This is a genomic window from Deinococcus misasensis DSM 22328 (genome assembly GCF_000745915.1).
GTDB lineage: Bacteria > Deinococcota > Deinococci > Deinococcales > Deinococcaceae > Deinococcus_C > Deinococcus_C misasensis.
This window is the reverse complement of sequence record NZ_JQKG01000014.1, coordinates 46,230-69,631: the sequence shown is the minus strand read 5'-3', so window position 1 is coordinate 69,631 and position 23,402 is coordinate 46,230. Positions and strand designations below refer to the sequence as shown.

At 55.9% G+C, this 23,402-nt stretch carries 45 protein-coding genes; 38 read left to right on the top strand and 7 right to left on the bottom strand.

Translation table 11 applies throughout. The features are described from left to right. Window positions 1-7 precede the first annotated feature (7 nt). The 38 genes from Q371_RS11020 to Q371_RS10835 all read left to right on the top strand — a co-directional run bounded on the left by Q371_RS11020 (window position 8) and on the right by Q371_RS10835 (window position 20,603). Complete coding sequence (locus tag Q371_RS11020; RefSeq protein ID WP_034340302.1) at window positions 8-187, top strand: hypothetical protein; 180 nt, start codon at window positions 8-10, stop codon at window positions 185-187. Further along, window positions 187-1,803, top strand: coding sequence for a UvrD-helicase domain-containing protein (locus Q371_RS11015; RefSeq protein WP_034340300.1), 1,617 nt, complete (start codon window positions 187-189; stop codon window positions 1,801-1,803). The genes Q371_RS11020 and Q371_RS11015 overlap by 1 nt, the downstream gene beginning before the upstream one ends. Next, the gene (locus tag Q371_RS11010; protein WP_051964098.1) at window positions 1,800-2,171 is read left to right on the top strand and encodes a helix-turn-helix domain-containing protein; all 372 of its coding nucleotides are present in this window, start codon (window positions 1,800-1,802) and stop codon (window positions 2,169-2,171) included. The genes Q371_RS11015 and Q371_RS11010 overlap by 4 nt, the downstream gene beginning before the upstream one ends. Then, window positions 2,168-2,653 carry an ASCH domain-containing protein gene (locus Q371_RS11005; protein ID WP_034340294.1) on the top strand — a complete coding sequence of 162 codons (486 nt, stop codon included), beginning with the start codon at window positions 2,168-2,170 and terminating at the stop codon, window positions 2,651-2,653. The genes Q371_RS11010 and Q371_RS11005 overlap by 4 nt, the downstream gene beginning before the upstream one ends. After that, window positions 2,650-3,066 carry a hypothetical protein gene (locus Q371_RS11000; RefSeq protein WP_034340291.1) on the top strand — a complete coding sequence of 139 codons (417 nt, stop codon included), beginning with the start codon at window positions 2,650-2,652 and terminating at the stop codon, window positions 3,064-3,066. Before Q371_RS11005 ends, Q371_RS11000 begins: the two co-directional genes overlap by 4 nt. A 64-nt stretch (window positions 3,067-3,130) precedes the next feature. Continuing rightward, the gene (locus Q371_RS10995) at window positions 3,131-3,487 is read left to right on the top strand and encodes a hypothetical protein (protein WP_034340289.1); all 357 of its coding nucleotides are present in this window, start codon (window positions 3,131-3,133) and stop codon (window positions 3,485-3,487) included. A 23-nt stretch (window positions 3,488-3,510) separates the two neighbouring features. Then, the gene (locus Q371_RS10990) at window positions 3,511-4,050 is read left to right on the top strand and encodes a hypothetical protein (RefSeq protein WP_034340287.1); all 540 of its coding nucleotides are present in this window, start codon (window positions 3,511-3,513) and stop codon (window positions 4,048-4,050) included. 64 nt (window positions 4,051-4,114) lie between these two features. After that, window positions 4,115-4,483, top strand: a complete 369-nt coding sequence (locus tag Q371_RS10985; protein WP_034340285.1) for a hypothetical protein — start codon at window positions 4,115-4,117, stop codon at window positions 4,481-4,483. After that, window positions 4,480-4,737, top strand: a complete 258-nt coding sequence (locus tag Q371_RS10980) for a hypothetical protein (RefSeq protein ID WP_034340283.1) — start codon at window positions 4,480-4,482, stop codon at window positions 4,735-4,737. The genes Q371_RS10985 and Q371_RS10980 overlap by 4 nt, the downstream gene beginning before the upstream one ends. Further along, window positions 4,727-5,125: a hypothetical protein gene (locus tag Q371_RS10975; RefSeq protein ID WP_034340282.1), complete on the top strand. Its 399-nt coding sequence runs from the start codon at window positions 4,727-4,729 to the stop codon at window positions 5,123-5,125. Before Q371_RS10980 ends, Q371_RS10975 begins: the two co-directional genes overlap by 11 nt. Further along, window positions 5,122-5,502: a hypothetical protein gene (locus Q371_RS10970; RefSeq protein WP_034340281.1), complete on the top strand. Its 381-nt coding sequence runs from the start codon at window positions 5,122-5,124 to the stop codon at window positions 5,500-5,502. Before Q371_RS10975 ends, Q371_RS10970 begins: the two co-directional genes overlap by 4 nt. Next, the gene (locus Q371_RS10965) at window positions 5,496-5,876 is read left to right on the top strand and encodes a hypothetical protein (RefSeq protein WP_034340280.1); all 381 of its coding nucleotides are present in this window, start codon (window positions 5,496-5,498) and stop codon (window positions 5,874-5,876) included. Before Q371_RS10970 ends, Q371_RS10965 begins: the two co-directional genes overlap by 7 nt. Window positions 5,877-5,982: 106 nt before the next feature. Next, window positions 5,983-6,303 (top strand): hypothetical protein, encoded by a 321-nt coding sequence (locus Q371_RS10960; RefSeq protein ID WP_034340278.1) that lies wholly within the window; start codon window positions 5,983-5,985, stop codon window positions 6,301-6,303. Between the two features lie 205 nt (window positions 6,304-6,508). After that, the gene (locus Q371_RS25625; RefSeq protein WP_051964095.1) at window positions 6,509-7,078 is read left to right on the top strand and encodes an HNH endonuclease; all 570 of its coding nucleotides are present in this window, start codon (window positions 6,509-6,511) and stop codon (window positions 7,076-7,078) included. Continuing rightward, window positions 7,047-7,511, top strand: coding sequence for a hypothetical protein (locus Q371_RS10950; protein WP_034340276.1), 465 nt, complete (start codon window positions 7,047-7,049; stop codon window positions 7,509-7,511). The genes Q371_RS25625 and Q371_RS10950 overlap by 32 nt, the downstream gene beginning before the upstream one ends. Further along, a complete protein-coding gene (locus tag Q371_RS10945; RefSeq protein WP_034340274.1) occupies window positions 7,508-8,302 on the top strand; it encodes a phosphoadenosine phosphosulfate reductase domain-containing protein in 795 nt (264 codons plus the stop codon). Before Q371_RS10950 ends, Q371_RS10945 begins: the two co-directional genes overlap by 4 nt. Further along, window positions 8,299-8,910: a helix-turn-helix domain-containing protein gene (locus tag Q371_RS10940; RefSeq protein WP_034340272.1), complete on the top strand. Its 612-nt coding sequence runs from the start codon at window positions 8,299-8,301 to the stop codon at window positions 8,908-8,910. The genes Q371_RS10945 and Q371_RS10940 overlap by 4 nt, the downstream gene beginning before the upstream one ends. Next, the gene (locus Q371_RS10935; protein ID WP_034340270.1) at window positions 8,910-9,119 is read left to right on the top strand and encodes a hypothetical protein; all 210 of its coding nucleotides are present in this window, start codon (window positions 8,910-8,912) and stop codon (window positions 9,117-9,119) included. Before Q371_RS10940 ends, Q371_RS10935 begins: the two co-directional genes overlap by 1 nt. 11 nt (window positions 9,120-9,130) lie before the next feature. Then, window positions 9,131-9,835, top strand: a complete 705-nt coding sequence (locus Q371_RS10930) for a hypothetical protein (RefSeq protein ID WP_034340267.1) — start codon at window positions 9,131-9,133, stop codon at window positions 9,833-9,835. Continuing rightward, on the top strand, window positions 9,825-10,055 hold the full coding sequence (locus Q371_RS10925; protein ID WP_157442648.1) for a hypothetical protein: 231 nt from the start codon (window positions 9,825-9,827) through the stop codon (window positions 10,053-10,055). The genes Q371_RS10930 and Q371_RS10925 overlap by 11 nt, the downstream gene beginning before the upstream one ends. Window positions 10,056-10,183: 128 nt before the next feature. Continuing rightward, the gene (locus Q371_RS10920) at window positions 10,184-11,350 is read left to right on the top strand and encodes a hypothetical protein (RefSeq protein WP_034340265.1); all 1,167 of its coding nucleotides are present in this window, start codon (window positions 10,184-10,186) and stop codon (window positions 11,348-11,350) included. Next, on the top strand, window positions 11,347-12,174 hold the full coding sequence (locus Q371_RS10915; RefSeq protein WP_034340263.1) for an ATP-binding protein: 828 nt from the start codon (window positions 11,347-11,349) through the stop codon (window positions 12,172-12,174). The genes Q371_RS10920 and Q371_RS10915 overlap by 4 nt, the downstream gene beginning before the upstream one ends. 251 nt (window positions 12,175-12,425) lie before the next feature. Further along, window positions 12,426-13,019: a 3'-5' exonuclease gene (locus Q371_RS25620; protein WP_169743830.1), complete on the top strand. Its 594-nt coding sequence runs from the start codon at window positions 12,426-12,428 to the stop codon at window positions 13,017-13,019. Then, window positions 13,016-13,240 carry a hypothetical protein gene (locus tag Q371_RS27550; protein ID WP_211253835.1) on the top strand — a complete coding sequence of 75 codons (225 nt, stop codon included), beginning with the start codon at window positions 13,016-13,018 and terminating at the stop codon, window positions 13,238-13,240. The genes Q371_RS25620 and Q371_RS27550 overlap by 4 nt, the downstream gene beginning before the upstream one ends. After that, complete coding sequence (locus Q371_RS10900) at window positions 13,194-13,808, top strand: hypothetical protein (protein WP_157442647.1); 615 nt, start codon at window positions 13,194-13,196, stop codon at window positions 13,806-13,808. The genes Q371_RS27550 and Q371_RS10900 overlap by 47 nt, the downstream gene beginning before the upstream one ends. Beyond that, a complete protein-coding gene (locus Q371_RS10895) occupies window positions 13,805-14,638 on the top strand; it encodes a hypothetical protein (protein ID WP_034340258.1) in 834 nt (277 codons plus the stop codon). Before Q371_RS10900 ends, Q371_RS10895 begins: the two co-directional genes overlap by 4 nt. Further along, window positions 14,638-15,051, top strand: coding sequence for a hypothetical protein (locus tag Q371_RS10890; RefSeq protein ID WP_034340255.1), 414 nt, complete (start codon window positions 14,638-14,640; stop codon window positions 15,049-15,051). The genes Q371_RS10895 and Q371_RS10890 overlap by 1 nt, the downstream gene beginning before the upstream one ends. Window positions 15,052-15,145: 94 nt before the next feature. After that, window positions 15,146-15,412 (top strand): hypothetical protein, encoded by a 267-nt coding sequence (locus Q371_RS10885; protein WP_157442646.1) that lies wholly within the window; start codon window positions 15,146-15,148, stop codon window positions 15,410-15,412. After that, complete coding sequence (locus Q371_RS10880) at window positions 15,409-15,903, top strand: VRR-NUC domain-containing protein (RefSeq protein WP_034340249.1); 495 nt, start codon at window positions 15,409-15,411, stop codon at window positions 15,901-15,903. The genes Q371_RS10885 and Q371_RS10880 overlap by 4 nt, the downstream gene beginning before the upstream one ends. Next, on the top strand, window positions 15,900-16,700 hold the full coding sequence (locus tag Q371_RS10875; protein ID WP_034340246.1) for a hypothetical protein: 801 nt from the start codon (window positions 15,900-15,902) through the stop codon (window positions 16,698-16,700). The genes Q371_RS10880 and Q371_RS10875 overlap by 4 nt, the downstream gene beginning before the upstream one ends. Beyond that, window positions 16,697-17,410 carry a hypothetical protein gene (locus Q371_RS10870; RefSeq protein ID WP_034340243.1) on the top strand — a complete coding sequence of 238 codons (714 nt, stop codon included), beginning with the start codon at window positions 16,697-16,699 and terminating at the stop codon, window positions 17,408-17,410. Before Q371_RS10875 ends, Q371_RS10870 begins: the two co-directional genes overlap by 4 nt. Further along, entirely contained in the window at window positions 17,407-17,742 is a 336-nt protein-coding gene (locus Q371_RS10865) for a hypothetical protein (RefSeq protein WP_034340240.1), read from the top strand. The genes Q371_RS10870 and Q371_RS10865 overlap by 4 nt, the downstream gene beginning before the upstream one ends. A gap of 2 nt (window positions 17,743-17,744) precedes the next feature. Beyond that, on the top strand, window positions 17,745-18,125 hold the full coding sequence (locus Q371_RS10860; protein ID WP_034340238.1) for a hypothetical protein: 381 nt from the start codon (window positions 17,745-17,747) through the stop codon (window positions 18,123-18,125). Then, window positions 18,122-18,826 (top strand): hypothetical protein, encoded by a 705-nt coding sequence (locus Q371_RS10855; RefSeq protein WP_034340235.1) that lies wholly within the window; start codon window positions 18,122-18,124, stop codon window positions 18,824-18,826. The genes Q371_RS10860 and Q371_RS10855 overlap by 4 nt, the downstream gene beginning before the upstream one ends. Continuing rightward, a complete protein-coding gene (locus tag Q371_RS10850; RefSeq protein ID WP_034340233.1) occupies window positions 18,823-19,356 on the top strand; it encodes a hypothetical protein in 534 nt (177 codons plus the stop codon). Before Q371_RS10855 ends, Q371_RS10850 begins: the two co-directional genes overlap by 4 nt. Beyond that, on the top strand, window positions 19,353-20,090 hold the full coding sequence (locus Q371_RS10845) for a hypothetical protein (protein ID WP_034340230.1): 738 nt from the start codon (window positions 19,353-19,355) through the stop codon (window positions 20,088-20,090). Before Q371_RS10850 ends, Q371_RS10845 begins: the two co-directional genes overlap by 4 nt. After that, the gene (locus Q371_RS10840) at window positions 20,087-20,329 is read left to right on the top strand and encodes a hypothetical protein (protein WP_034340228.1); all 243 of its coding nucleotides are present in this window, start codon (window positions 20,087-20,089) and stop codon (window positions 20,327-20,329) included. Before Q371_RS10845 ends, Q371_RS10840 begins: the two co-directional genes overlap by 4 nt. A 4-nt stretch (window positions 20,330-20,333) precedes the next feature. Further along, entirely contained in the window at window positions 20,334-20,603 is a 270-nt protein-coding gene (locus tag Q371_RS10835) for a hypothetical protein (protein WP_034340225.1), read from the top strand. A gap of 43 nt (window positions 20,604-20,646) precedes the next feature. Here the strand turns inward: Q371_RS10835 and Q371_RS26955 are convergent, their stop codons facing one another. The 7 genes from Q371_RS26955 to Q371_RS10810 all read right to left on the bottom strand — a co-directional run bounded on the left by Q371_RS26955 (window position 20,647) and on the right by Q371_RS10810 (window position 23,387). Beyond that, complete coding sequence (locus tag Q371_RS26955; protein ID WP_157442645.1) at window positions 20,647-20,808, bottom strand: hypothetical protein; 162 nt, start codon at window positions 20,806-20,808, stop codon at window positions 20,647-20,649. Further along, window positions 20,808-21,086, bottom strand: a complete 279-nt coding sequence (locus tag Q371_RS10830) for a hypothetical protein (protein WP_034340221.1) — start codon at window positions 21,084-21,086, stop codon at window positions 20,808-20,810. The genes Q371_RS26955 and Q371_RS10830 overlap by 1 nt, the downstream gene beginning before the upstream one ends. Continuing rightward, window positions 21,083-21,439 carry a hypothetical protein gene (locus tag Q371_RS10825; protein WP_034340217.1) on the bottom strand — a complete coding sequence of 119 codons (357 nt, stop codon included), beginning with the start codon at window positions 21,437-21,439 and terminating at the stop codon, window positions 21,083-21,085. The genes Q371_RS10830 and Q371_RS10825 overlap by 4 nt, the downstream gene beginning before the upstream one ends. After that, window positions 21,436-21,594: a hypothetical protein gene (locus tag Q371_RS26950; RefSeq protein WP_157442644.1), complete on the bottom strand. Its 159-nt coding sequence runs from the start codon at window positions 21,592-21,594 to the stop codon at window positions 21,436-21,438. Before Q371_RS26950 ends, Q371_RS10825 begins: the two co-directional genes overlap by 4 nt. 181 nt (window positions 21,595-21,775) lie before the next feature. Beyond that, window positions 21,776-22,051: a helix-turn-helix transcriptional regulator gene (locus Q371_RS10820; RefSeq protein WP_034340214.1), complete on the bottom strand. Its 276-nt coding sequence runs from the start codon at window positions 22,049-22,051 to the stop codon at window positions 21,776-21,778. Between the two features lie 75 nt (window positions 22,052-22,126). Next, window positions 22,127-23,161, bottom strand: coding sequence for an AcrVA2 family anti-CRISPR protein (locus Q371_RS10815; protein ID WP_034340212.1), 1,035 nt, complete (start codon window positions 23,159-23,161; stop codon window positions 22,127-22,129). Beyond that, window positions 23,151-23,387, bottom strand: a complete 237-nt coding sequence (locus Q371_RS10810) for a hypothetical protein (RefSeq protein ID WP_034340208.1) — start codon at window positions 23,385-23,387, stop codon at window positions 23,151-23,153. Before Q371_RS10810 ends, Q371_RS10815 begins: the two co-directional genes overlap by 11 nt. Window positions 23,388-23,402: the final 15 nt, after the last annotated feature.

The following is a 23,402-nucleotide window of genomic DNA, read 5'->3' as shown; positions in this document are numbered from 1 at the left end:
GGATGTCATGAAGAAACCTTGGATTTTTCAGAAAGAGGAGCCCATTTTGCATGTTGGTGTTGTGCGCACCAGCGTCAGCGAAGACGGCAAGGAAATCCTGCTGGAGAACCTCACCACTGGCAGGTGGACCATCACTGACACTCAGGGCGATGTGCTGGATGATTCCAGCTGGGATTGGAACCGCTGATGTTCAAACCCAACGCCTACCAACAACGGATTTTTGACTGGATCAAAAATGGCAGTGGGAACGCGATTGTTTCCGCGACCGCTGGATCCGGCAAGACCAGCACCCTCACCCACGCAGCCCACTTGATTCCGCAAGGCGAGGGGTTGTTTCTGGCCTTCAACAACCACATCTGCAAGGAGCTCAAGGGCCGTTTGGGGCGCTCCATGGAAGCCCGGACCATCCACAGCATCGGTCTGGAGGCACTGAAGGCCACAGGCATGAAGTTGGAGGCGCAACCGAACAAGGGGAAGTACCGGGACATCGTGAAAAGCCTCCTGCTGAAAGTTGCCCAGAGGTACAAGGATCTGGACGTTAGTCCCCTGAAGGACCCTCTTCTGGAGATCGTGCGTTATGCGATGCTCACCATGAACCCTCTGGAGTCCACCCGCGATTTCTACCAGCTCACACGGGCATACCAGGTGGAATTCCCTGCCGATCAGGACAACCTCTTGCGTGAACTGGCGGTGGCTGCCATGCGGTACGGGGAAAGGTACGTCACAGAGCAAGGGGTTTACAGTTTTGATGACATGGTTTACCTGCCTGCGAAGTGGCGGTTGAGCCCGAAGCGGAAGTACGCTTGGGTTTTCGTGGATGAAACGCAGGACTTGAATGCCGCTCAGATGGAAGTGGTGTCTCACGCGATTGCACCAGAGGGCCGGGCACTGTTCGTGGGGGACCGCAGTCAGGCGATTTACGGCTTTGCTGGTGCGGATCACCGCAGCATGGATGTCATCAAGGACGCCTTCAATGCCGTGGAGATGCCCCTGTCAATCTGCTACAGGTGCCCGACTTCACACATTGCGCTGGCGAAGGAATTGGACCGGAGTATTGAGCCGGCTCCCATGGCCAGCGAGGGCATTCTGGGTGAGTTGCCTTCAGGGGTGCCTTTGCACCAGTACGTGCGGGATGGGGATTTGATTTTGTGCCGGATGAATGCCCCTTTGATCGAGAAGGTTTTCGATTTGATTCGGCATGGGGTGCCTGCTCGGGTGCGTGGCCGGGACATTGCGTCTGGTTTGATGACTCTCGCGGAGACCGTCTGGAAGAAAGCCCGGGCACCTTACTGGACCCCTGAGGGCTTCGAGTTGGCTCTGGATGCCTACCTGCAATCCCAGAAGGAATTGATTCGCCGTAAAAGCATCTCCCTTGAGGATCAGGATGCTTTGATTGCTGAACTGGCTGACAAAATCCATGCTTTGGAGGTCATCAACGAGCAGGCCCAGCCGTTCAGTCTGGAGCAGCTGTCTCAGCGGATTGGGAGTCTGTTTTCTGAGGACCGCGAGGGTGTGATTTTGTCCACCATCCACAAGGCAAAAGGCTTGGAGGCGGACCGGGTGTTCATTGTGGCCCCCGAGAAGCTGCCCCTCACCACGAAGACGGCTGTAGCTGCTGCTGCAGAGCGGTGCATTGAATTCGTGGCCCTCACGCGGGCAAAGAAAGCTCTGGTGTTCGTTGGGAGTTACAGCCGCTTCCTCGGGAAGGCCCGCAAGCCTTTGGCCCTGCTGTCCGATGGCGAGTTGGGGTATGCAGGTGACCAACCCGGCAAGCCTGTCCCTGTGCAAGGAGGTCTCTGGTGAATGCTTTACCTGTTGGTGCTGAGTTGAGGGCCATTCGGGAAACCAAGCGCTACACCCTGAAAGAAGTGGAAGCCATGACTGGGATCAGTAATGCCTACCTCTCCCAAGTGGAAACAGGGAAGATTTTGAAGCCCTCGCCTGACAAGCTCTGGGCACTGGCCGAAGTTTACGCTGTGCCCTTTGAAGCCCTGATGCAGCAGGCAGGATACATCTCCTTTGATGCCAGTTTGAACCCCGACAAGCTGAGGCAGAGGGGCTTCAAAACACTGCATGGGGCTGCTCTGCTGCATGCAGACTTGACCCCCAAAGAGGAGCACGACCTGTGGCTGTACCTGACACTCATCCTCAGACACAAGGAGACACAATGATCAAAGTTCTGACCCTTCAGCACCCATGGGTGTGGGCCATTTTCCACGCCGGGAAAGACGTGGAGAACCGCACGTGGGCACCCAGCACCAAAGGGGGGCACTGGCTCCTGATCCATGGCGGTAAGCCTCCCATCAACAGCAGAGGCAAGCCCAACCGGCAATTGCAGCAAGACTGGGCATGGATTCTCAATCGCATTTTGCCAAAACTCCCCACGGCAGAGCAGGAAGCGCTGGCTCTCAAAATCCCTGACTCCTACAGCGAAATCTGCATGCCCGGCATTGTCGGCATGGTGTGGCTTGAGGGTGTGCAGAGCAGTGACAGCCCATGGGCAGTGCCCGGCCAGTGCCATTGGAAAATCAGTAATCCCATCCTGTTTGACCAACCTCACCAATGCAAAGGGCAGTTGGGCCTCTGGGACTGCCCTGATGAGTACCTGCCTTACGTGTTGGACCAAATCAAAAAAGCAAGTGACCGCCTGTGAACACCCCGACCCTGGAAGAACTTTTGAAACTTGCCGATGACCTGCGTGAGGCCTGCAAGAGTACGAAATCTACTTTCCCTGAATCAGAGCCCCCCAAAGGGCTCCCGATGGGCATTGCTCTTGGTCTGGCAGGTGTGAACATCCCCATGCCACCGCAACACAGAGAACCCAAACCACACCTGTCCACTGCCCTGAGTGAGCAGGACTATGCACAACTCAAAGGTGCTCTGGATGGTGGTGCTGCATCCCTCGGGTATCCCCTTGGCGTATCCGATGAACTGGTCCAGCAGCTTGCCAACAGGCACGGCATGGCAAGCAAATTCAAAACCACCCCCAGCACCCCAGCAAACCCTCCAGCACCGAAACCCAAATTCAAAAAGCCCCGGCATCCAAACGCAAGAAAAAGACGTTAAAGCGAATCAAGTCGGCCAAATGCAAGTCAAACGATAAGGTCTCTTATCGTAGAAAGGAAAGAAAATGGATATCCCGGAAAATCAGCAACAAAAAAGCCTTTGGAGTACCACCCCTCAACCAGAAAAAGTTGTCTTTAACCCAAATAGGAAATTAAGCGATATCGAGCTACTTGAAAAATTAATTGAGCTGTCTGAAAAAATTGGAAGTCAACCCACATTGGAGAGCCAAGCTGAGCGTGGACAAATTGTAATCGAGTTGGTAGATAGGCTGGCTCGGCTTCAGGGGATGTCACGACTTTCGATGGTGGCTCAAACCGCCCATGGAAGTATTGCCCACGTTTTACGTAAATGCCATGTTGATGAGAGCGCTAGACGTTGTCTGAAAGATGCTCTTGAAGCCTTGGAGTGGAATAGACGGTAATTTCTTACCGCAAAGGAGGGAACATGAGATTTCAAATGATGCAAGCAGAAATCCCTGATGGGATGAGACTGGAGCCACTATCACACGAACTGAAAGTTGAGGATGCGGCACACAAATACATGCAAGGAGTCGAATACGGGAACCTTCTAGCCTATCTGATTCGTCGCTTTGGATACACAAAGTGTGGTTCAGATGACCACAAAGAAATCTGTGCATACCTGCTGAACACCCCGAGAGAGGATGTTTTTATCCGTGTAGGAGTAAGAGCAGGAAGAGAAGTATGGTGGGATTTCAGTGCTTATGTGTCAAATGCCACTTGGTTGGAATACATTGGTGCCCGTCAGGATGGGAAGGGTCAAGAATTTTTAAAAGACCATGTTAAGGCTGTTGCGCGGGCCGTAAAAGAACTGCAACGCCCTGTCTATGTTCGAGATGTTCCTATTAGTCCACTTGGAAGATTGACAGAAGACGCTGCCAGAAAAGTGCGCTTGGTGGCATGTGAGGCTCATGAATCTGCTGGCTATGGAGCAGTAAGCCGATATTACAAACAGCTTCTACGGTAAATAACAATATCGTCCAGCAAATGAAGGGGGATTGAAATATATCCCCTCACCAAAAGGAGCAGGCATGAGTTTGAACGACTTGACCGACCAAGAATTGAATGCCCTGTGCTGTAAAGCACTCGGGTGGAAGTGGCAACTCTTTGCCGATTATCTTCAGGTTGCTGGGCGTGCTGATGGATGGTGGTCAACCGGAGAAGGAATAGGTTACGAATTCCCGAATTTTTGTGCTGACCTGGACCTCATTCAGCAATACCTTGTGCCAGTCCTCAGGAGCCAACCTGCAAGCGTCCAGCAGCGTTACTACCAGCATGCACAGCGTGTTTACTGGCAGAGTGGTGAGACGGATGGGATGCTGGATCAGTTCATGTTGATGTCAATTCCTGCCAGAGTACGGGTTCTGGCCTTCCTGCAAGCCATGGGGGTGGAAAGATGAGTGAGGAACGATGGTGGAACCATGACACCAACCCACCTAAGAGCGCCCCAGATCGTCAAATCCGAGTGATGGATGATGTGTTCATTGAGGGGATCTGCTTCATGATCATGGATTCCGCCCGAATTGACAGTAAAGCCAAGTCTTGCACTCTGACAGTGGAAGGGGCAAAGCGCTTCATGGAAGTTCTCGGAAAAGTCATTGAGAAGGTTGAGCAGCGCATCGCTGAAAACACGGAGGCACAGCATGAATCTTGAGTTGTTGCGTGAACTGGCAACCGTGGACCCTGAATTTCTTGTGGAGCAACAATTGCATGGAGAACCCTGCATTTCTTTAATGCCAATGAATGGCTTTGCTTTGCCTCTAGAGTTCGCCGAGGGGAAGCCTTATGAGTTCTTTGCAGGGGACATCAAACGTAGGGAAGCCATGTTTCTAGTTGCCTTGCTGGATCGTATTCAGGCCAGAGGGTGGAAGCTGTTTTTGATTGTGAAACCTGAAGGGCACTTTGCGACCATCTACCCCTACCGTGAAGCTGGCACTCTAACACCGGCTCACCAATACAAAGCTTTAGGAGAAGCAATTGAATCATCCTCCTGTGAGGCTCTGGCCCACGCTTACGTCCAAGCCTGCAAGGAGACAGCATGAAAACCACAGAAGAAATCAAAGCCCTGCTCACTGCAATCAACTCCCACAACATCTACCCAATGGAAATTGAAGAGCTTGGCAGAAAACATTACGGCACCATGATCATCACCGAGGCAGGCACACAAATCAAACTCTGGCACATCGCCGAAAACCCCCAACCAAGCACCAGAGAGCTTGCAGAATGGGATGGGTCACCTTTACAAGGAGAATTGACAGCCCTGCAATACTTCTGGGAGGAATGCTGCGATTCCCACTGGGAATCCCAAGCAGATTTAGACCTCGCAACTTTGATTGTTGAAGCCCCAAGCATCATTCAACAACTGTTGAACAGGATTGAAGAACTTGAAACCAAACTCAGCAAAGAGACCACATGCTGAAACCGATCAACATCATCAGCGAAGAAATCCAACTCTTCGAAGTCACCTGCTTCCCTGTCCCTGTGTTTGCCCGCTGGTGGATCACCCCTTTGGGCATCACAGAACTCTGGTTCTCCATCGGAGAGGAACCCGAAGAGTACCAAGGCATCGAGGAAATCCGCACTGAGACCAGAAAACGCGGATGGGATTGGCCCCATGAACTGGACAGCATTGAACTCCTGAGATGGAAATTTCTTGCTGAGTACCACCGCATCAATTACGAAAACCTCTGGAATGGCAGGCAAGAAGAACTGGAGTGCAAACTGACCCTGAAAGGCGATAAGGCCAGACGGGATTTGGAACAGCAGTTTCTGGATGATTTCTTGAACCCCTGATAACAGGCAGAGCGTAAAGTGTCCATGTTGATCGATTAAGGTCTTATCAAGCAACCTTAGTAACAATGAGAACACTATGTTTTTTACATAACTGCTAAGATCAAGTATGCGTTATGAAGAATCCACCAGAGTCGAGCTCACAGAAAAACTGTTCGAGCACATCAGCAAAAACCACCAAGGCGTTCTAGTCAATCCAAGCTTCGAAAAAGATCCAGACAATCTGGTTTTGACTGTTCTAAATGCCCCTCACCAACAAGGCATCCAGTTCCCCATCACCCGTGAAGCCATCGAGGATGCCTCCGACTCAGAGGAACTTCTGAAGCACCTTACTGCCCGAGTTGATTTCTGGTTGGCCAAGGGCTTGCCTTACCGCCCAATGGGGCAACCTTATCAGCGCGAACCGGTCACAACCAAAATCTTTGATTGAGTCAAACAAATTTATCCCCCTCTGCGAAGACCAGAGGGGTTTCTTTTGGCATGAAGCGCCTACAAAACTCGCCTCTCGGAATGCCTACCCAAACAGCATTTTCTGTATTCCAACTATTGACTATTATTCTATAGAAGAATATTCTATATGTATATCGGATTGATTGCGGGCAAAAACCCGCACCAGAACAGAAAGGAGGCAAGGGATGCACAAAGAAATCAAACTCCACGGCAAACTCTCAAACGGCACTGTGGCCCTCGTGGACCCAGAAGACTACGAAACCCTCAAAAAGCACCGCTGGTACCTCAACACTGACGGGTACGCCCTCACCAACATCAACACCGGAACCCTCCGGCGCAAAGTGAGGATGCACGTCCTGATCACCAACTCCGAAGGCAAACACTACATCGACCACATCAACGGGAACCGACTGGACAACAGGAAAGCCAACCTCAGGCCAGCCACGAAAGCCGAAAACAACCGCAGCAGACGCATTTTCCGCAACAACAAAAGCGGCTTCAAGGGGGTGTGCTTCCGCAAGGGTGCATACCAAGCGTACATCCATCAGGGGGACAAGCAAATCTGGCTGGGCACGTTCGCGCACCCCATTCTGGCTGCAATTGCCTACAATGCTGCCGCTCAAGTCCTGCACCGGGAGTTCGCTGTGCTGAATGTGATCCCACCTGATTACATGCAGGTCATTGCTGCTTCCATGCCAGAAAATATTCTCACGGAGAATAACCATGCTCGATCAGATCATCAAAGAGCTGTTTGAGAAGGCCACCGAGGGACCGCAGGAGAAGACCGTTCAGCGTGGTTTGGTCCTGCGGGCATCCATCAAGGAGGGGGTCAGGTTGCTCCTGCTGGGGCGTCTGGCCCCGGAAACCCAACCCCATAAGGGGCCAAGTGACGCAGAGTGCGCCATCTGCGCGAAGCACGCGGGCTTCCGTTACTTCGAGCAAACCAGTGGGTGGTCGCGGGCCAGAGGGATGCACTGGAAGCTCCTCACCGAAACAAAAATGCCTGCCTCCCAGCGGGAGACGTACATCCAGCAGATCGTTCAATCCATGGGCAACCGCGACCTGTTCTGGAATTTCACCACCTCAGTGGACGCCCTCACCGCAGGACTGCGGAAACTCAGCGATGAAGACCTGGAGACCTCCTACGCCCGGAATGTCCTCCGCAAGTTCGATCAGGAGAAAGCATGAAGCAAACGGGACTTTTCGAGGATCAGGAGACCAGCACCAGCGTGGCCCTCAGTTGGGTTGCCAAGGATGCGCTGGTTGTGGCGAACCACAGCGGAGGCAAGGACAGTCAGGCCATGCTGATCAAATTGCTGGAATGGGTGCCCAGAGAGCAGCTGCTGGTGGTGCACGCCTCCCTCGGGGATGTGGAGTGGCCGGACGCTCTGGAGCATGCACAACAGCAGGCGGAAGCTGCGGGGTTGCCTTTCGTGGTCGCCAAGGCCGGGAAAAGCCTCCTCGGGATGGTTGAAGGCAGGTTTGAGGCCCGTCCAGAGGTCCCCAGTTGGCCCAGTGCATCCCACAGGCAGTGCACGAGCGACCTGAAGCGTGGACCCATTGAGCGGGAGGTGCGCAGGTACGCCAGAGAGCATGGCTTTCAGGTGGTCATCAACTGCATGGGCATCCGTGCCGAGGAATCCCCCAGACGTGCTAAGGCCATCGCGTGGCGTCGCAATGAAGGGCAGAGCGTCGCAAGCCGGGAGTGGTTCGACTGGCTGCCCATCCACGACCTCCTGAAAACGGACGTCCTGAGGATCATTCGGGAGGCGGGGCAGGAACTCCACCCCGCTTACGCCTCTGGGAATGAACGCCTGTCCTGCGTGTTCTGCATCCTCGCCAGCGCAAACGACTTGCGGAACGGGGCCATCAGGAACCCTGAGTTGTACCAGCGTTACGTCGAACTGGAGAGGAAAACCGGGTACACCATGCACCAGTCCCGAAAGTCCCTCCCAGAAATCACAGGAGTTGAGATATGACAGAACACCCCACCCGTTCCATCAAACTCATGCTGAATGCTGGCCGAGATGGGAAGCAGCTCATCCAGCGTGGGTTCCCCAGAAAGCTCGTTTACAACACCCGACAGGAGTACATTGATGCCCGCGGGTTCATCCGATGCAGTGAACTGGCCACCATGTTGGGAATCACCCGTGCAGCCCTCTGGGCCACTGCGACCCGCAGAGGCATGGGGAAGCTCCTCGGGTTGCAACTGTTCTTCAATGAAGATGAGTGTGAGCTGTTGACCAACTTGTACACCGTTCCTGAGGGCTATGTGCCCATCAAACGCCTCGGGAATACTCAGGTGGTCTGGGGTTGGTTTCACAGGCAGCACCCAGAGCACAAGCACCACCTGAAGTGGTGCACCACCCCCACCCAAACTGGAGGATGGTACGTCAGCCCAGAAGGACAAACCCTCTTCAAGAACCGCACCAAGAAAACTCCACCTGAGGAGGTTGCATCCCTACGCCAAAGCATTTCGGCCATGCGCAGCAAAGGCATGACCTGCAAAGACATCGCCAAAACTCTGGGGTGCAGTGAAGCAAAAATCTTCTGGCATCTCAGGCGAATGAAAAAGGAAGCACTTTGATGGCACTCCATTTTTCCGTTGTGGAAGTCGAGTGTCGCTTGCAGTACATGCAGGCCAAACGTCACCAGCAGCACCCCACGCCAGAAGACAAAATTCAAGCCCTCGATGAACTCGTTGAGGAATTACTGGCTCTGGTGGATGCCATGTGCAGCACCGTCACTGAAACCAGATCGGAACTGCTTGAGCACGACATCACCGTCTTTTTTTGAGGAGGCACCCCATGCAGTCTGAAGGCCAGAGGCCCCATTACGTCGAAATCCAGTTGAGCCCGGAGGAGTTGCAGGAGAGGCTCAGTGCCCTGCCGAAGAAGCCCAGTTTCTCAGGAGGAACAGAATTCACCGTGAAGTCACTTGTGCAGGCCCGGCGTGCTGAACGCAAAGCAAAACCTGAACGCACCACCCCTCAATCCAGCCCAGTCTCAACCCTCAAAGTGAGCCGGCCCAAAATTCCAGTGTCGCCCGGGTGCCTGCCTGAGCACATCAGGCACCTCAAAAGCCAAGGGTGGCTGTCCCGGTATGAAGTGCGGAACAAAGTGCGACGCAAGTGGCCAGCCGTAGACTCCGCCCTGAGTGTCATCACGTCCCAGTACCCCGGATGGCACACCCAGACGGGCACCAAGCATTACTTTCACCCCTCCGTTGTTGAACTGGTGGCTGAACTGATTGCACGCACCTCCCGGAAGTCCACGGCATACATCCAGAATTTGCAGCGTGGCCGGGAGTTGAAGCGCATCCCGCCCCAAAAGGGCTACCGCTTGCTGTCTGAGGTCATCAAATCCAGAGGGTGGCCCGCAGAGTCCACCATGAAGTACTGCTCGGTGCACCAGATTGGCATCCTGAAATCCGGGTACCGTTTCGTTTCCTATGCCGATGTTCAAATTTTGCGGAGATGGCGCAAAAGCATCGAGGACCGCCATGCAAAATAAGCGCAGAAGGTTGGTTTTCACTGCTCTGGACATCCATTCCCTCTACCGGGATTTGTATGAGTGTGTCCAGAACCAGACGGCCAGCAGGACTGAACTGAACATCTTTCAGGAACTGCACCACAGCATGTTCAGTGAGCGGGACCGCCTGATCGAATTCAGGTACCGTCAGATGTTCGGGGACACAAAACCAGCCCACATGTGTTATTCTCACAGTGAATAATATTCCGCTTGGGGATCCAAGCAAAGCCCCTCAGAGAGGTCAAGGTCTCTGAGGGGCAGAAAGGCAAAAAATGCTCAGGAACAGTATAAACGTTTTTTGTGGCCCAGTAAACCAGAGTGAGGCCTACCATGGCTGACGTGGTGCACGACAAGCGCAAACTGCCCATTTACGTGGACTGGCAGGTCGATGACCTTCCTGTGACCGGGAATGCCCTCCGGGTTTACGTGCGGCTCTCCAGACGCGCCCAGAGCAAAGGGTATGCCCACAGTGGCTACAAGGACCTCGGGGAAGCACTGCGGGCCTCCTATCCCACTGCCAGCAGTGCCACACTCCGCAGGCGGGCCATTGAGGCCATCAAGGAGCTGGAGTTGCTGGGGTTGGTTCGCGTGGAAACCCAGAAGGATCAGGACGGCGGGAATGCCACCAACCATTACCACCTGCTGGACCGCGAGGACTGGTTTGAGGCCAGACGGGTGGCCGAGCAACGCCGGAAGGAAACTCTGGACCGTGACCGGCAACTCGGCGGGGGTAGTGCATTGGCACTGGGGGGGGTGGTGCAAGGCACTAGGGTAGTGCATAGGCACCAGGGTAGTGCATTGGCACCCAAAGAATACACAAGTCAAGATTCCACAAGTGAAGAAAAGATTTCTATCCCTGCTGATGCAGGGATGGGAGAGTCCCCTCAACCTGAAACGGCAGGTGAGGAAAGCCTGCCAGAGACTCCCGCTGAAACCCCAGAGGATATTCTCCCACGGGAGAATGCTGAACCTGCTACCGCAGGTTTTTCAAGCCCAAGTGATCCCCCTCTTTCAGAAACTGATGGGTCTGCGGGTGATTCTCATTCAGCCGACACCCAAAAGGAAAATTTTCCGGGCGCGGGGCCGGCCAAAAAACCCCGGTCCAAAAAGGGCTCTGGCAAACCTTCGAAGCCTTCAAAGCCCAAAGAGCCCCCTCACCCCCAGTACAAGCCGATTTACGACACCCTCCTTTTCGCGTTCCAAGGCAAAACGGTGGATCTGGCCAGCAAATTGAAGCCCACCGTGAACCTGCTGTGCCGTGAAGGGCTCACCGCTGATGACGTGGAGGCTGCATTGCAGTGGGCTGCACGGGACAAATTCTGGAAAACAACCATGGCGTTTGGGTTGGTCGGGCGGATCATTGAGCGGTGGCGCGCTGAGGGCAGTCCCCGTGGTCGCCAGAGTGCCCAGAGCCAAAGTCCAGCAGCAAACCAACAGAATCCGAGTGACTGGGCGAGCATCCTTGAGGGTGCCAGCCTGACTGGGGGGAACAGATGACAGAGCATGCAGGTGGTAAATTCCGTGGTGCACTCACACAAGCCCTCTCTGCCAGCGCTGCCCCCAGTGCACAAGTGGGAATGCCTCTGGAGCGCTTTCAGGCGTGGCGGGCTTCTCCCCTGTCCATCTCCCAGAAGGACCACGACCGCATTTGCATGGGGGGTTTTGTGGACGTGCAGAAGGCCGATGGCGTAACGGCCAGTGCGAAATGCCCGATGTGTGAATTCCAGCGGTCCCAGCAGGACTTCGTGCGGAAACTCAGGACTGCTGGCGTGGGGGAACGCTACCTGAATGTGGAATGGGATGATCTGGACCTCTCAGAGCCCATCTTCCAGCGGATCCGGAAGGCCTGCGGGAACATTGACCGGATTGTCCGGGAGGGTCGGTCTTTGATCCTGTGGGGCAAGCCGGGTCTGGGGAAAACCCAGATGTCGGTGCTGATCGGCAAAGCTGCCCTCCGTGCGGGGTACTCGGTCCATCTGGTGAACTTGGGGCGTGTGGCGTGCATGGTGCGTGATTACGAGTCTGCAGAGCTGTCTGAGGCTCAAGCGGTGGCCATGATGGCATCAGCGGACCTGCTCCTGCTGGAGGACCTTGGGGCTGGTGAGAGCGACAAACTGAAAGTGGAGCGTCGCCTGCTGTATTTGGCTCTGGAGGAGCGGATGAACAACAACCGCCCGACGATCATCACCACGAATTGCACGGTCCCAGAGTTGACGGACGTGTACGGTGCGCGGATCATGCACCGCCTTCAGCCCTGCCAGATGCTGGAGGTGAACCACAAAACGAACTTCCGTTTGCGGGTTGTTGATGAACTCTGGTGATTATTCCGCTTGAGAATAACCTCTTGGCGTAGTCTGCTGTGTTCTGATTTGGCCTGAATTCCGCTTCTTCTACCCTCTCTGGTGTTTTGATGCCCGAGGGGGTTTTCTTTTGCCTTAAAACGCCTCACAGAGGATTGTTGAACTCGGTCAAACAGGGGGATGTTTCGCCATCCCATCCTTGAATATTATTCTGAATGAGAATATTATTGAGTTGTATCCCGGTGGGAGAAACCGGGGTGCAGGAGGCCAAAATGTCAGAAGCCCTCAACAAGTTCAAGCAGCTCGCTCAGGACGAAAACCTCGTGGTTATCGACGTGGAAACCACAGGACTGGGCAAAAAACCCCACGAGCACCTTGATGAAATCGTGGAAATCACCATCCTGAACCTCCACGGCCAAGTGCTCCTGCGGGAACTGGTGCAGCCCGTGCAGCTCATCCCTCAGGTGGTCATCAACATCCACGGCATCAACAACGTGATGGTGCGTGGTGCGCCCACATGGCGGGAAGTGGCCCCGATGGTGCAGGACGTGCTCGAAGGGAAAATTGTCACCGCATGGAACCTGTCCTTTGATATTGAACTCATGCGCCAGAGCAGCCTCGCCAGACGCATGAACCCCATCCCCCGAAACTGGCGTGAGCAGTGCGCGATGGACCTGTACGCCCAACTGACCGCCCTGCCCGGACAGGAACGCGCAAAATTCGTGAACCTCAAAAAAGCCTGCGAGCGGGAAAACATCGACCAGAGCCAGTTCGAGGGCCTGCACTCCGCCACGGGGGACTGCCAGAGGGTCCTTGCCATCATCAAAGCCATGGCCACCCGTGACCCCGGAGAATTCCTGTGGTGAAAGAAGGCGACACCGTCACAGTCCACCCTGAACCCACAGGAGACCCAGTTTTCAAAAACCCCAGCCCACACGAATGGGGCACCACCGGGAAAGTGGTGAACGTCATGGACGGCATGATCTGGGTGAACTGCGGACGGTTCACTTACCCATACAAACCAGAAGAGGTGCAGCAGTATGATCACGAGCGTCAAACGGATCCGCAAAATCAAACGCATGCATGAAATCGGACAGACCATCAAGAACATCAGCGCTCTGGAGGGGATTCCTGTTGAGGAAGTCGAGCGCATTCTGGCCCTGCCTGAAGTGAATACCACCACCCCACCCGAGCTGGTCATCCCCCAGGTTGAACCAGAGCCCCAACCTGAAGAGCCTGCCCAGTTCGTGGTGGTCCCTGCCAAAAAACCCGAGAGGCAACTTAAGCAGGGGTTCCAACGTACCCCAAGCACTCCGATTGAACCTGCTGGCACTGTCACCTTCCAAACCCCTTCTGGCCCCGAAGTTCGACCCGCAGACGTGAAAATCGAGCACAACCACATTCACGTGCAGATCGGTGAGCAAGTCAGTGAATTCGGAGAGAAAATCCTCCTGATGCTGGCCAAGCGATCCCGGTCCAGCGCAGGGGTCGCAGCAGGGCTGAAAGCAGCACTCCGCAACACCGAGATCCAGATTGAAGTCCTCCTCAACCAGAAACTCCTCAAGGAGGACGAAACGGACACCCTGAACCGAAAACTGTACCGCACCAGCCTGAAGGGCGTGCTGTACCTCCGCGAGAAAGGGCATGCAGTGTGACCGAAGCCATCGTGCACCATGCAGAACCCATCACACCCCTCTCCCCCGCTGAGCGACTCGCCTTGCAGGACCGTGAGAGCATCATCGAGGGTGGGCAGCAGGCAGCGAAAGCCACTTGGAAGGCCCTCGCTGAAATCCACGACCTGCAACTCTACCGTGAACTCGGAACGTGGGAAGATTACCTCCAGAAGCGCTGGGGCATCAAAGCTGCCCATGGTTACAGGCAGGTGGCTGCTGCTGCAATTGATGTGATCCTTACGGGTGCTGGTGTGGCCATCCCCACCGAGCGTCGGTTGCGTCCCCTCACCAAAATTCTTGAACTCCCAGAGGACTTGCAGGACGCAACGGCGAGGGCCATGAAGGCCATCTTTGGATCAAAACCCAGTTCCAGCGAAGTCGAAGCCTTCGCCGAGTCCCTCAAGGAGCTGGTGAACACCGGGCACATCCCGCACCCGGAGACGGGCGAACCCACCCCTTGGACGGACATCCCCGAGCAGGTCAGGGGCGAGGTTTTCCGGGCCACGGTCACACAGCAGACGTACCACACCCTGCAACGCCAGAAAGGGCATGTGGATGAAGCCATCCGCCAAAGGCAGCAGTCAGGGCAGGGCTTCTGGGCAGATGCCCCCATTCGGCACGTCAAAGAGAACCCGCGCCACGAGATTGTTTTCCGCATCAAGAGCATCAACGGTGAGGTCGCAGTGCTCCCACAATGCCTGCTGGATGGGCAAATTTTGTACTCGGCTGAAAACGTCCCTTACCTGAAGGGCGCAGTGCTGGCCCTCATGCGGGAACTGGGCGAACTGCCCGAAAAGGAGGAAACCCTGTGATGCAATTCGGCCTGTTCGACTTCATCCCACCCAAACCCCCCAAAAGGGTCAAACCGGTGGCCACCGAAACAGAACCACCAAAGCCCCTCCCAGTGGGAGAAACCGCTTTGGTTTTCGTTGCAGGAGAGATGGTCGTGTACGGATCCGGTGAACCCTTCAAGGTCCTCGAAGCCCTCGAAAATGGCCTCCTGCGTGCCTTTGACCCCATCAGCAAAGCGACCACCTGCATCCGGGCGGAGTCCTGCAAGCCCTACCAGCCTGAAATCCAACTCGGGATGCGCGTCTGGATCCGCACCCCACACCAGACCGGCAAAGTCACCATGCGCGGTTCCAACGGGTGCTTCTGGGTGGACTTCGACAAAACCAAACTCGGGTGCTGGTACCAACCCACCGAAATGCACGTCCTGCACTGAGGTATTCTCATGAAGAATATTATTCTGATTCTGGTTGTGACCGTTACCGTGGCCCTCGCAATCGTGATCACAGCACTGGAGGAGTGGAGCAGACATGCAAACGCAGAACCCCCAACCGACGAGTGAACCCATGAGCGAACTCACCAAGCTCACCCTGTCAGGCCTCACGCAAGACCTGCAAAACAGGATTGTGGACCGCTTGCAAACCGCAAAAGAACCCATGACTGCCCTCCAGTTGGCCAACGGAGACCCCACCAAAGCAGCCAACATCTACTGGATGTGCCTGTGCATGCTCGAAGGGAAAGGCGTCGTGGAATCCAACGTCACCCTCACCGGGGCAATCACCTGGAGGCTCCTGTGAGCAACGATCACCTCATCCGACAACTCGAAGAAAACGCCCGGGATGGAAGCGGCTTCGCTGTGATCCAACTGCGCAAACTGGAAGAGCAGGGTGTGGACATCGGTGAGCGTGCCCGCCGATTGATCGCCCCAAAGAAACCCCAGCAGGAGGTTGCGGAGAAACCCAAACGCCCAACCGCCCACGAATTCAAGAAGGAAAGCGAATTCCAGAGCGTCGTGGTCACCACCCTCCGCACACGGGGTTACATGGTCACTGAAGGCCCCAAGGGGTCCGCTGGCAACGGGGCTGTCTACTACACGGCAGGCACCCCGGACCTGACCATCCTCAAAGACGGGCGTGTTTGCTGGATTGAGTTGAAGCAACCCACAGGCAGACTGTCCCCAGAGCAGCAGCAGTGGCATGAGGACTGCCGGACCCATGGCGGTCTGGTGTTCGTTGCCCACGACCTGTACGAAGTCTGGGATGCACTGGAGAAGGCAGGGATGTTGTGAGCACTGCAACCCGCTCCAAATTCCAACTGCACTTGCTGGACTTCAGTGACCCCGAGGCCCTGAAAGCCCAACTGAAAGAACAGGCGCACGCACTTCAAGTTGCCCGAAATCAAGCTTTTTATGCTGCCCGAGACAACATCCCAGAGGAGTACAAACCCCTCTTGCTGAACCTGATGGACACCATGCAAGACCTGCACTGCCACAACGCAGCAGCATACGTCCTCAAAAAACTGGTGGCCAGAGCAAACAAAAACCTCTCAGAGGAAAACGCCACCCTCTGGAGGCGCGTTGCCGAGATGGAAAAAGAATTGCAGGAATTGCGCCTGAAGCGACCTGCGCCCGCCCAGAAGGCAGCCCCCAGTAAGGCCCCCACCCCACCTGCCCCACCAGAGCACCTCCTGCTGGAAGTTGCCCGTTTGCGTGATCAAGCCCGAAACCTCCAGAAGCAGGTGGATGTCCTCAAGCAGGAGAAACTCACCCGCGAGGAATTCGTGAAGGACCAAAACGTCAAAGACCTCGTCCAGAGGGTCCACGAACTGGGAGGCTTCAACGGCCAGAAGGCGAAACGCGGTCCAGTCAGCACCACAAGCACCCGGAGCATCCTCGTCCCCACCAATGAGACCAGCGTGCACGCCAAAGCCCGCGCCATCGAGGAACGCCTGAAACGCGTGGGTGGTACGGCCACCAAAAGCGACCTGACGGCATCCCTCGGCACAAGCTACTTCAGCGAAGCCCTCAAGCACCTGCGCCTCTCCAACCGCGTGCGGGTCAACGGAAACCAAGTGAGGCTCACATGATCAACGCAGACACCATGGCCTGCCTGCTGGCCATCCACCCCGACCTCGCCAACCATAAGCGCATCCAGTACCCCGGCATGGAAGAAGCCTACTGGAAGGTCCTGAAACTCATCCGCGAAAAAGGCTGGCAGTGGGGCTTCTTCTACGACGAAATCTCCCACGAACCAGACCGGGTTTTCGTGCAGCACGACCACACAACCCTGTTCTCTGGAGGGATCGCCCGGTACAACGGCAGCGAAATCAGCCTGATTGAAGCCCTCCTCTCTGCTTACGTGCAGGCCTGTGAGAACATGCCCACCCTCACCAAAGAGGAGTACTGCAAGAAACTTGTGGATCACCTTGCTTTCCTCTGGGCTCAGAAGACCGCGAAGTGGTTCGCGCACCGGCACGGTGGCGAGTCGGTCCTTGTCCCCATTCAGGTTCTTACTCACCCCAAAAGTCCGTTCTACAAGCTGTACATCGAAAACCGTGGCGTGATCGGCTTCATCGCTGCGCAGGATGGCAGCAGCAAAACCCTCGGGGCTTTCGAGTGCGGTGACGTGTTCTACCCCAGAACCTACTACAGCCCAGCCAAAGGCAAACGGGGCAGCATCTTTGACCCCCAGAGGAAATGGTGGGGTTGGGCTGGCCCTCTCGGCGTCAAATCGCTCCATTTTGATGAGGCCCAGCACGGCTGGAATTCCACCGTCACATACAGGCAGGGCGTATGAACAGCATCCTCTACCAACAACAACTCCGCATCTCAGAAGCCCAAAAGACACAGCAACTGCACCATGCTCTCTCCCAAATCACCGGAATCCCCACCAAAGACTTCCTGCAAGGCTCCACTGAATTCGAGCGTCGCTTCCTTGGTGGATCCAAGCCCCCACGCACCAACCCCGAAACGGCACCAGCAGGCATGGCTGAAGTTGGCCAGCAAGTCCTCACCACCACCGTCGTTTACACCCTCAAGGAGAAACGCACCGGAAAGCGCTGGACCATCACCCAGAAGACCTACCAAGGCCAGCGTTTCGCTGTGTCCACCACATGGGAGCCCGCATAACCATGCCCCGCAGAATCCCTCGTCACAGATGCAAAAAATTCGCCAAGTCCTACCGCAAAAACCACCCCGAGCACATCCAGAACGCCATCACCCACACCATGAAACGCATCCGGGAACGGTACAACCTCGACTTCACATTCACCCAGGTTCAAGACCTCGGGAATCGGGCACTCCGCCAAGCCGAGTACCTCGGGGACTGCCAGCAGGGCGATGACTGCGTGTACTGCCGCATGACCGTCAGGCGCACCCAGATCTACTTCATTTACAGCCTCCGCCTCCGCACGTTCGTAACAGCACTCAGCCGGGACATGCTCATCAATGACAACACCCCTTGGAGGCACACCCTCAGTGAACGCATGTCCCCCACGGGAGAGACCGCATGATCATCAGCCTCCAGAGGATCCCTGAACCCCTGTCCCTCATCGAGCACCACAAACGGAACCTCCGAAACCTCACCATTGCCCTCGCTGGCTGCATCTGGTGGGAGACCTTCAATGCAGACGCCTCTTACGGATTCCGGGTGCATTACGAGCACACCACCCGGCACCTCACCCCTCACCCCGAACAGGACGGGAAATTGCTGGTCGTGGACGCCATCAACACCCTCACCCTCACCAAAGAGGACTTTTTGCAGGCCAGAAGCACCCTCGATGAGACCACGGCCAGCCTGATTTCTGCTTACCTCGGCAGGACGCACCGACCCAACCGACCCAACGGCAAGTACCTCGAGTGGGTGGAGCACCTGCTGACCACCCCCAGCACCCTCGAAAAGCGAGAAGCGCAAGGCCTCGCACCCCTCACCCTGAAAGAGCGTGCAGCCATCCTCGATCAGGTGCGAATCGAAATGAAACGCCCCCCGAAGCGCACGAAGCTCAGCAGGCACAACCACTCCCACGCCAACCCAGAGCAAGACCCCCAGACGCCCTTTTTCGTGGAACCCCCGGACCTCGGGCATCAGGAGTACACCGATCAACTGGCTGCATGGCAGATGCTGCTGTTTGCCCTCCCTGCCACATGCCGGTCACTCCGCATCGAGCACCGCATTGAGGACATGCCAGATGGCTACTTGCAGGAGGATGAATGAACACCCTTCAGAAACTGCTGGCCGAGTTTGAATCCAGCCATTACAGCCGGACCAAAGCGCACGAGCTCCTGCTGGAGCACGCCAAGGAACTCCGAGCCATGTATTACCCCCTCAGTGCTGCTTTTGAACGCATCAAAGATGAGGATGGCCTCCAGAGCCCTCTTGGACCTGAATTGCTCAGGCAACTGGAAAAATTAGACCCAGACATTTTTGAATCCACGGAAAAAATTCAACTTTTCACGTTGCCCTGCGGGCACCAGTACTTTGACCGGAACCACCATGAGCTTTTTGGTATCTGGGAAACCACCGACTTTTACGAGCGCCATTTGCTCGCTGCCTTGCTCAACCGCATTAAAGCCCGAGGGTGGGATTGGGTGAGGGACTCCATACCTGATGGTGATCACTGTGTGGTGTTTGGCCCAGTAGGGCAACCTGACATTTGCTCTGGGGCATCAGGAGCCACCTTGACTGAAGCTCTGGCCCGCGCTTACATCAAAGCCCTCGAAACCCACCATGGAGGTCCCCAATGAAAGAACGCCCCATCATGTTCGGTCCCGAGATGGTTCGAGCCATCCTTTCCAACGCAAAAACCCAGACCCGCAGGCTGGCCAAACCCCCAAAGGGCACTGGCTTCGTCTGGCTCACCACCAGAGATTCCGACGTCCTCACCACCTACAACTGCGTGAAAGACGCCACCCCGAACAGCCGCAGCCTTGGAGAAGTGCGGTGCAGGTACGGGAAGGTCGGTGATCAGCTCTGGGTCAAAGAGGTTCTGGTGCGCGACGAACACCAGAATTGGATTTATGCAGCTGACGGCGCACCCATCCCCGTGCTGCCAGAGCAGGAGTACACCAACTGGATTGAGAAGAAAGCCAAAAACAAGGTGATTGAGGCCATGCACATGCCTCACGTCTTCTCCCGGATCCAGTTGGAAATCACCGCCATTTGGTGTGAACCCCTCCAGAACATCACCCAGCATGACGCATTTGCGGAGGGCATGCACGCCCTGTCTCAGGAGACCACTGGCAAACTTTTCCCTGAATACGCTGAGCAACTCAAGCAATTCACGCTGGCCACCGAAGCATACAAAAAGGAGCATGGGAGTTGGGAGCTTGGCAAGCCACCCATGCCCAAACCCCCTATTGGACCTCGTGCGCGAATCCGTTTCCAGCGCTTCTGGAACTCCCTGCACACAAAACATGGGGTCACTTGGGACGCCAACCCCTTTGTGTGGGTCGTGGAGTTCAAGCGGGTGAACCCATGAACCGCAACCCCGATTACGACGAAAATCGAGGTGAAAATGCCATTCGGCAAATGGTTCAAGCCTCAGCAGGAAAACCCGAGAACCAAAAAACCATTGAAACCCATACCTGCGTGAAATGCGGGGCCACCGCTACTCTGAGCAAAAGTGCCTTCCTGCTGGATGGCTGGGTTTACGTCAGCAGTGCCCGAAAATACCAAGGCATCTGGTGTGGTGAGTGCCACGCCAAAAGGAGACAGTGAAAGCATGAAAACCAGCATCCCTAGAGCATCTGAAGCCCTCAAGGCAGTCCAGAGCATCGAGCACGAAAAAAACGAGCAGAACATGGCAGCAATCAGCCAAGCCATCCAGTTGGCCATTGGACGCTGTGAAACTGAGGTGAAGGTCAACGAACTCCGACCAGTTGTGAGGGAGCACCTCGAAAACCTCGGGTACATGGTCCACGCCAAGTGCGATGATGATCGAGGCATCACCTCAAAATGGTGGGTGATCTCCTGGAGTGCCCCCATCATCTGAAGGCACAAAGAAAGACCCCCTGCACCAGCAGGGGGCTTTTGTTTTACTCCTGTTGTGCTTCCCACTCGGCCTGAGGGTCAGGGTTGATTTTGGGGCCTCCGAACGTGGGCAGGTAGTCATCCTCCACCCTACCCAGTTCCTCCACGTCCACAAAGGTCTTGCTGGGCTGGTTGTCCTCCAGAGGGAACCAGAAGGCCACCCCCATCACGCACCTCCTTCAATTCGGATGCTGAAACCCCAAATCCGACAGGTCACAACCACTCCGTACCCATACCCCTTCAGAGTCTCCACGAAAGCATCCATTTCTGCCTCAGTGCCATCATGCCCGCGCCACTCAATCCCGAACGCTCCACGCTCATCCACAACCACTTTCTGGTAACTGATGGGGCTTAAACTCACCATGGCCAGAACGTTGGGACGTGCAGGAATCCGCTCTGCAACCATCTGGCGTTGCAGTGGGGGGAGGGAAAAAGGGGCGTTCATGCCCCTCCTCCCTTCAGGACTTCCAGCAGGCGCAGCTGGTACCGGATGCTGTTCCAGTGGATTTCAGCAACCTCGAAGTTCTGGCGGGCGAAGGCCACCCCGCGTTCTGCTTCCTCCAGCATGGAGCGCTCGGCTTTCAGGGAGGCGTGCAGGTTGGCTTCGCGCTCCTCAGCATTTTTGCCGGTGATCAGGCCGGACTTGATGGTTTCAGCGCGGGCGTTGTCGTGAATGCGCTTGAGCATTACGGCCTTTTCGGTGGCGGTGTAGAGGGCTTTGCGGGCACTGGTGAGGTTGGCTTCGGCTTCCTGAATGTGGGCCAGAGTGAGGGTGTTGCTGGAGAAGTTGGCGTTCATGCCTCCACCTCCACGTTCTGGCCGTGTTTGGCTTCGACGCGCTGGGTTGCCCAGTTGCGGGCTTCCTGTTCGGTCATGCCGATGAGGAGTCCAAATTCGAGGGTGGCTTCGAAGGTTGCTTGCTCGGGGCTTTGGGTTTGGGTAAGATTTTTCATGTCCGTACACCTCAGTAGGGATTGGATTTCAGGGGAGCGAGGCTGGCAGGCTTGGTGCTCCCTTGAGGTTCCCTTCTGAGTATTATTCTACTTGAGAATATTTTGTATTTCAATAGTTAGAATATTTGTACTTAGTCAATTTAAGTGAGGCGGGCAAGAAAAGACCCGGACAAAGCCGGGTTCAGCACGACGAGCAAGGGCCGGGAGGATTCCCCCCACCTGAATGCGAGACAGGCTCAGGCTCTGGTTGCACAGTGGTCAATTTGGTCTGGTGCACAAAAACCAGACCCGCTTCCTCCAAGTCCGTGACAATCCGGTGGACTCTGGTCTTGGATTCCTGCATGGCCTCAGCCAGTGCCTGTTGGTTGAAGTGGCCGGGCTTCTCTGCAATGAGCCTGTAGGCTTCCACAGCCAGCACAGCCACGGATCTGGTGCTGTTTGATTTCACTCCGGGCATGATCCCTCCTCCCCCCAGTATGACACAAATTCCAACCTTTAGAATTAAAAGTAAGCCCCTCCGGGCGACAAAAATCTACTCCTGAACGCGATGGATCACAGCAGGCAAATCGTCCTCTGAGACCCCCTGCATGTTCACCGGCACCCGAGGCACCCACCTCAGCACCAGCACCCGCTCACCACCCCTCGGGCCAGTCCAGAACGCATGCCAGTGTGGCCTCCGGTAGTGCGGACGGGGCCTGCTCCTGCCTTCGCCCGTGCCCTGCTCTCGCTCGAAATGCCCCTCTGCCAGCCTGAGTTTGCTACCGTACCTGTACGCCACATCCCACGACCGAACAGGCTCGGAAACCGGGAACTCCCTCAAACCCTGCTTTGTCCGCACTGGCTGTGGGCGGGTGGGCTGGCCTTTCCCAACAATGTCCGGCTCCTCACTGCACAACCACAGCAGTAGGTTGATGCACTGGCCAGCCAGATCCCCGTAGTAACCCACAGTGGCCTGCCCCACGGCCTGCTGGATCTGGCCGGGCAGACCTGCGCTCTCTGGTAGGGATTTCAGGGACTCCTCAATGCTGCCCTTCAGGGGGACTGGCAGGGCAAAAAGAGCCTTCTCGACCCCCACATCAAACAGCAGGCGCAACTCCAGCCAGCCCCGAGGGTCATGGTCCAGATGGGCGAAAAATCCCACGACATCCCGTTTCGCTGGCTGGTAATGCAGTCCCAGTGCCTGTACATCGATGTACAGGCACCAGCCCGGCAGGCGTTTCAGCAGGCTCGTGGGGATCTCGCCTTTCAGGTTCCCGGTGATGAGCTGTGCTGCAACCTCTGGGTCAAAACGGTACACGTCTCTGGTCATGCTCCAGCTGTGCAGGGCACACGCAATGGCACTCCCGAGAGCGAGGGGCTCTGGAGGCATTTGGCCCCTGCCGAGGTGCTGCAGGAGGCTCAGGTAAAGGCCCATCGGCAGGTAGACAGATGGGTCCCAACGGTCCAGCTCTGGAGGGAGGCGGTTCTCCAGGTACGCCTGCCGGAACGGTTGGATTTGGGGTTTCACGGCATCCATCAGGGGTTTCTGCTCGCGGAGGATCACCAGAGGTCGGGGTTCAGCCTTCACGGGCCACCAACTCCAGTTTCTCGGGGTCCTGCCCGAGGAGGGCCAGCAACCCCTCAAACTGCTTGTCCCCAAAATTCCGACTTCCAGCGATGCTGCTGGACAAATTCTGGTATTCCTTTTCGGTCATGCCGTTTTGGACGGCAAATTCACGCACGGTTTTGTACTTCTGGAGGATGAGGGCCTTGATGAGTGCCCCTTTGATGGCTGCAGTCGGAAATTTCGGCATGGTGGTCTCCTGTAA